The sequence below is a fragment of the Sheuella amnicola genome, from assembly GCF_010499255.1.
Lineage (GTDB): Bacteria > Pseudomonadota > Gammaproteobacteria > Burkholderiales > Burkholderiaceae_B > Zwartia > Zwartia amnicola.
The window spans coordinates 1-1,153 of sequence record NZ_JAAGRN010000028.1 but is presented as its reverse complement, the minus strand read 5'-3'; the positions used below and the strand labels follow the sequence as shown (position 1 = coordinate 1,153).

Sequence of the window (1,153 nt, the reverse complement as noted above, 5' to 3'; positions counted from 1 at the left end):
TGGGGCATCAGCTTTGGTCTCGATTATTGATGCTCGGATGCCTTGATTGATTTCTAACTCTTCAATTTCCAGCTCAAGTTGATTGACTTGGGCAATCAGTTTCTCGGACTTCTGACCAAACAACATGCGCTTGAGTTTATCGAGCAACAGATTTAAACGTTTGATCTCTTCTTTATCATCCAGCTTGGAGGATTTAAGCGTCTCATGCTCGTGTTTCAATTCATCAAACGCGGCAAACTGCGCAAACAGCATCGCTTGTAATTCAGCGACATTGTCAGGGAGTTGGCGTTTGATTTGCATAGGTCATATCCTAGCAAACAGAAACATAAATTCCTATCGAAATTTATGACACCATCAAATCTTGTTTCGCATGCAGCTTGACTGTTACTGCGGTACAACTCATCAAACCTGTGTCGGACGATGCGTTCTAATCGGTCTTCTCCAATCAATCCCTTCAAGCAACATTGATAACTGGGCGTGGGTTAAATGCACGCTGCCTGATTGCGCATCGGGCCAGACAAAGTGACCATGCTCTAGACGCTTGGCAAACATGCACATCCCATCACCACACCACCAAAGCACCTTGATCCGATCACCCTTTCGACCACGAAATACAAACACATGACCACTGAATGGGTCTTCCAGCAATGAGCCTTGAACCAATGCCGCCAACCCATCAAATCCCCGGCGCATGTCCGTCACGCCGGCAGCAAGCCAGACGCGCGTGCCAGAAGGAAAGCCGATCATCGACGCAACGCCCTGAAGACTGCATGTATCACTTCGCTTTGAACCGATCCGTAAACGAGAACTCTCGCATCATCGACAATGATTTCAAGGTGGCCCGCAGCCGCGTCCGGGGCAGCGATTGTGGAGTTGACCGAAGCAGAAGTCTGCTGTTCAATACGAACAGGTATCAAAGGCGCGGTGGAATTTTTTTCATCTAGTTCTCCGCGACGATATTGCCAGCGCCATGTATGCAATAAATTCGGATTGATGTTGTGAGACCGAGCGACCGCTGCGATTGAAGTGGTCGGTGATAATGACTGAAGAACGATTTTTCTCTTTTCTTCAATTGAACGGTTTTTACGAACCTGCCTAATTGGAGCTACCCAGTCCAGAGGCGGAGGGGAAATAGATTTTTCTAGCATCTCAA

The 1,153-nt window shown here is 47.7% G+C and carries 3 protein-coding genes; all 3 read right to left on the bottom strand.

Annotated elements, in window-relative coordinates:
- On the bottom strand, positions 1-300 hold a 300-nt coding region (locus G3I67_RS14890), incomplete at its 3' end, for an IS66 family transposase (protein WP_203583692.1).
- 102 nt (positions 301-402) lie between these two features.
- The gene (tnpB, locus tag G3I67_RS14885; RefSeq protein WP_163656368.1) at positions 403-747 is read right to left on the bottom strand and encodes an IS66 family insertion sequence element accessory protein TnpB; all 345 of its coding nucleotides are present in this window, start codon (positions 745-747) and stop codon (positions 403-405) included.
- Positions 744-1,153: IS66-like element accessory protein TnpA (gene tnpA / locus G3I67_RS14880; RefSeq protein ID WP_163656366.1), on the bottom strand; the 410-nt coding region annotated here is incomplete at its 5' end. The genes tnpA and tnpB, both read right to left, overlap by 4 nt.